The organism is Streptomyces sp. UH6, from assembly GCF_013421635.1.
Classification (GTDB): domain Bacteria; phylum Actinomycetota; class Actinomycetes; order Streptomycetales; family Streptomycetaceae; genus Streptomyces; species Streptomyces abyssomicinicus.
Genome location: NZ_JACADT010000465.1, coordinates 1 through 4,349 on the forward strand (window position 1 = coordinate 1; position 4,349 = coordinate 4,349).

Annotated in this window: 6 protein-coding genes; 2 read left to right on the forward strand and 4 right to left on the reverse strand. The window is 72.2% G+C overall.

The features are described 5' to 3' along the window. Positions 1 to 320: 320 nt before the first annotated feature. Entirely contained in the window at positions 321 to 866 is a 546-nt protein-coding gene (locus HW445_RS20005) for a sigma-70 family RNA polymerase sigma factor (protein ID WP_180222365.1), read from the forward strand. Between the two features lie 133 nt (positions 867 to 999). Beyond that, on the forward strand, positions 1,000 to 1,506 hold the full coding sequence (locus HW445_RS20010) for a hypothetical protein (RefSeq protein ID WP_151770597.1): 507 nt from the start codon (positions 1,000 to 1,002) through the stop codon (positions 1,504 to 1,506). A gap of 377 nt (positions 1,507 to 1,883) precedes the next feature. Here the strand turns inward: HW445_RS20010 and HW445_RS20015 are convergent, their stop codons facing one another. The 4 genes from HW445_RS20015 to HW445_RS20030 all read right to left on the reverse strand — a co-directional run. After that, positions 1,884 to 2,042, reverse strand: a complete 159-nt coding sequence (locus tag HW445_RS20015; protein ID WP_180222366.1) for a hypothetical protein — start codon at positions 2,040 to 2,042, stop codon at positions 1,884 to 1,886. 90 nt (positions 2,043 to 2,132) lie between these two features. Continuing rightward, positions 2,133 to 2,831, reverse strand: coding sequence for a hypothetical protein (locus tag HW445_RS20020; protein ID WP_308799539.1), 699 nt, complete (start codon positions 2,829 to 2,831; stop codon positions 2,133 to 2,135). Next, positions 2,828 to 3,349, reverse strand: coding sequence for a sigma-70 family RNA polymerase sigma factor (locus HW445_RS20025; protein ID WP_180222367.1), 522 nt, complete (start codon positions 3,347 to 3,349; stop codon positions 2,828 to 2,830). Before HW445_RS20025 ends, HW445_RS20020 begins: the two co-directional genes overlap by 4 nt. Before the next feature lie 309 nt (positions 3,350 to 3,658). Then, positions 3,659 to 4,349 (reverse strand): zinc finger domain-containing protein (locus tag HW445_RS20030; RefSeq protein ID WP_180222368.1); only part of this gene is annotated, 691 nt, incomplete at its 5' end.

The window sequence follows — 4,349 nt, forward strand, 5'->3', positions numbered from 1 at the left end:
GACTCGGTGGGGGCGAGGAGGGAGCTGATGCCCGAGGCGCCGGCGGCCGCGAAGGCGGAGGCCCCGGCGATCAACGCGCCCCTGCGGGAGAGCAATCGGTCCATTTTCATGATTAATCAGTCGCCCGGCCCAACGGCCGCCGCATCCCGGGTGGGCGTCGCGTGGCGGGATTGCACCCTTGCGGAGCACGGGACCGGCGTGTCGTCGGGGACACCGCCGGACGACCGTTCGTCGCACCGCTCGGCGACGCGTTCGACCGTCCGCCGCAGATCCGCGCACGGCCACTGTTTCGCCGCCACGGCGTGGGGTGGCATACGGCCATGACGGCCGGAACCATCATGACCCGAGGAACGACCGCCGAGCACGAGCTGGCCCGGCTCCAGCGCGAGCACGGGCGGCCCCTGTTCGCCCTGCTGCTCAGGCTGTGCGACGGCGACCGGCAGCGTGCCGAGGACCTGGTCCAGGAGACGCTGGTCCGGGCCTGGCAGAACCCCGACGCGCTGCACGACGACACCTTCGACTCCGTGCGCCCCTGGCTGCTGACGGTGGCCCGCAGGCTGGCCATCGACGCCCGCCGGGCCCGGCAGGCACGTCCCGCGGAGGTGGGCGACGCGGTGCTGGAGAACGCGCGGGTCTGCGCGGACCACGCGGACCGGTCGGCGGCGATGCTGGACGTCCGGGAGGCCGTACGGCGGCTCTCGCCCGAACACCGTGACGTGCTGGTGCTGGTGTACTTCCAGGGTGCCAGTGTGGCGGAGGCGGCGACCGCCCTGGGAATACCGGCCGGAACGGTCAAGTCCCGTGCCTACTACGGGTTGCGGGCCCTGCGCAGAGTGCTGCCGGGTTACGCGCCGGACCTGCGGTGAAACCGTCGGCCGGGTCAAGCCTTCTTAAAGCGCCTTGCCGATGACCATGGTTGAGTAATCGGCTGTTCCCATCGGTCCGTTCAGGACGGAAGGGCCGTCCGGCGGTGCGCCCGCCGGAGGAAGGCAGGCAGACATGGTGACCAGAGGACACGACCGCTCGGAGCCGGACCGGCTGACGGTTCCGATGGCGTGGTTGTACGCCGAGTACATCGCCGACGAGCTGCTGCGGTCGGGGGACCTGATGCCGCCGACCTCGTTCGAGTACCGGGCGGGGCGGGACGCGCTGGCTCTGACGGTGTTCCTCTCCGACCTGGAGGGCGAGCTGAGCGGCGTCCAGGTGGTGACGCGGCTGGAGACCTGGCGCTCCCTGACCGCCTACGACCAGCCCTGGCAGGACTGGGTCCGCGACCGGCTGGCCGCGCTCACCGCCGAGGCGGACGCGGGCGGCGGCCGGCCGGGGCCGGATCTGCGGCTGGCCCTGGCCGCCTGGCGCTGGCTGGAGGAGACCGAGCTGCTCGCCCCCGACCTGGACGCGGTGCCCGGAGGGGGTCCGGTGCCCGGGGAGGACGGCCCGCAGCGGTGGACCCCGGCCTGGCAGCTCGGCCTGCCATTGGGACACCTGGCCATCCACCTGTTCTGAGTGGTCCTGGAGCACCCGGACAGCCGGCCCCGCGCGACGCCCGGGCTCGTGCTCCGGCCCCGGACGTGTCGTCGCCCAGCCACGCGTCCACCGCGACGGTTTCGCCGCTCCGGACCTCACCCAGGACGGCTTCGTCGAGCTCTTCACCGCACCGTGGATCCACCGCCCGGCGGGAACCCGGACGAACGGCGGGGAACTCCGCGGGGGCGCCGCCTTGAACCACGGCTCCGGGGTGGTCGGCCACGGGCACGGCGACGATCTCGCCCGAGCGCTCGCCGGCGGCCTCACCGTACTGGGCCCACTCCGCGTCCGGCTGCACGGATCCTGACCGTCGGCGTCCGGTCGGGTGGTCCGGTGCCGGGTCCGGCGCCGGCCGGTCACAGCATCTGCTGGATCCAGTAGCCGAGCAGGCCGGCGGCGGTCAGGCCGGTGCCGTAGCTCAGACCGCGAACGAAATGCCGAAGCGCGGCACGGCCGCGACGCCGCCGCTGACGGGGGCGGGGCGGCGTGCCGGGGGCCGGGGTGGGGGAGGTCATGGGAGCTTTCCTTTCCGGGTGCGCGAACGACGAAGGGAGCCCTCCGGGAGGCAGGCCCGGGCGGGGCTCCCTTCGGTGCGGTGGTGCGCGTCAGCTACTGGTGAGTTCGCGCAGCCGGTGGGCGAGGCGGCGGTCGGGGCGGCACAGCAGGCCGTCGTCGTCGTGGACGTCGGCCAGGCGCTCGAACTCCTCCTGGAGGCTGCCGACGGGAACGGTGCGGTGGGAGCCGGTGCGGGCGGAGTAGCCGGCGAACCATTCCAGGCCGTCGACCAGGCCGGTGTGTTCGGAGAGGTCGACACCGGGGCCCAGGGTGTCCGCGAGGCTGACGCCGATCTGCCGCCACCAGTGCCCGGCCAGGGCGAGTTCCCCGTCGACCAGGTGCTGAAGGTGGAGGCAGTAGGCGGCTGCGGCGTGTCCGGCTCCGACGGCGACCTGCCACCAGAAGCGGGCGCTCTCGGGATGGTTGGCCAGGTAGAGGGAGCAGGCGAAGACGAACAGTCCGACGCGGTCGATGTCGGGGTTGTTGCCCCAGCCCATGAAGGAGGTGTCGGGGTCGTCGATGATGTCGGTGAGCTTCTTCATGTGCGCGGCGGCACCGGGTTGGGTGACGCCCCAGCTGGCGACGGCCTCCAGACGGCAGCGGGCCTGGGCGCTCTCGGGCCGCTCGGCCGTGGGCGGGGGGAGGTAGCCGGCGTCACGGGCCAGGCGGCGCAGGCCTTCGGCGACGTCGAACTGGCGGCGCGGTTCGCAGATCGAGGCTCCGGCCAGACGTTCTTCCCAGGTGCTCACGATGTGCCCTCCTGTGTGTCCTGCAGGATCCGGAAGTACTTCGGGGCGAGCCGCCGGCGGGCCTGGCGGCAGTGGTAGTCGACGGTGCTGGCGGTGACGCCCATGTACCAGCCGATGCGCTTGGCGCTGTGCCCGCCGATGTAGCGCAGGACCATCACGTCGAACTGCCGCGGCGGGAGGTTGCCGAGCGCCTCGTACAGGCCGCTTCCACTGTCGAGTGCGGCCATCCGCTCGCGCAGGGAGAGCAGTTCCTCGGATATGACGGTGCGCCGCATGATGGCCCAGATCTCCTGCTGGAGGTCCTGGCTCTCCGCCTTCAGCTTGTCCCAGAGGTTCAGGATCTCCAGGAACCCCCGGTGCACCGCGCGTTCGGCGGCGTCGTTCGTCCCCCGGACCGACAGGGCCAGGTCGTGGAACGCTTTCTGGTCGAGCAGGTAGAGCGCCTCGAACTCGAGGGGCAACGGGAGACAGCCCGCGTCCAGTGGGACCTCGCTGTCGTCGCCGACTTCTTCGGACATTGATCCTCTTCGTTGAGGGGTGAACACCGGTACGGAGTTGCGCCGGCGTGAACAACTCAATCGCCTGGAACCCCCGAACACGCATGCGCGCCTCGGCGAAATTCACGGTGCGGAGTCGGCCAAGCACCCAAGGTGAAAATGCGTGTACCGCGCAACACGGGCTGACCAGGGAGATCGGGCCACCGTGCGTGACATGAAACTGACAGTCAGTGGCGAACGAGTGATCAGCCTCACACCCGACGGAACGCGTGAGGCAGGTGTCGTCACGCCACGCCTCCGCCGTCACGGGTCCACGGCCCGCGGGGCGGATTACTTGAGCAGCCGGGACAGGCGGCGGTCGGCGAGCGGGCGGCCGCCGGTCTGGCAGGTGGGGCAGTACTGCAGCGAGGAGTCGGCGAAGGACACCTCGCGGACGGTGTCCCCGCACACCGGGCACGGTTGCCCGGTCCGGCCGTGCACCCGCAGCCCGCTCCGCTTCTCGGCCTTCAGCCGCCCAGCGGCCACCCCGCGGGAACGTTCCACCGCCTCGGTGAGCGTGGAGCGCAGCGCCTGGTAGAGCCGGTGGGTCTCCTCGGGCGTGAGCGAGCCGGTGAGCTTGAACGGGGACATCCGGGCCGCGTGCAGGATCTCGTCGCTGTAGGCGTTGCCGACGCCCGCGATCAGGCTCTGGTCGCGCAGGGCGCCCTTGAGCTGCCGCCGCTCCCCCGCGAGCAGCGCGGTGAACCGCGCCTCGTCGAAGTCGCCGGCCAGCGGGTCGGGGCCGAGCCGGGCGATGCCGGGTACCTCGGCGGGGTCGTGGACGACGTACACGGCGAGCCGCTTCTGGGTGCCGGCCTCGGTGAGGTCGAAGCCCTGCCCGTCGTCCAGCTCCGCCCGCAGGGCGAGCGGGCCCTTGCCGGGGCGGGGTGGGGCGGCGGGGACGCTGTCGCGCCACTGGAGCCAGCCGGCCCGGGCCAGGTGGGTCACCAGGCGCGGTCCCCCGTCGGCCGTGGCGATGTCC

Bases quoted from the DNA above. Each gene is read 5' to 3' on its own strand.
- HW445_RS20005 (WP_180222365.1), top strand. From the start codon at position 321: ATGACGGCCGGAACCATCATGACCCGAGGAACGACCGCCGAGCACGAG.
- HW445_RS20010 (WP_151770597.1), top strand. From the start codon at position 1,000: ATGGTGACCAGAGGACACGACCGCTCGGAGCCGGACCGGCTGACGGTT.
- HW445_RS20015 (WP_180222366.1), bottom strand. From the start codon at position 2,042: ATGACCTCCCCCACCCCGGCCCCCGGCACGCCGCCCCGCCCCCGTCAG.
- HW445_RS20025 (WP_180222367.1), bottom strand. From the start codon at position 3,349: ATGTCCGAAGAAGTCGGCGACGACAGCGAGGTCCCACTGGACGCGGGC.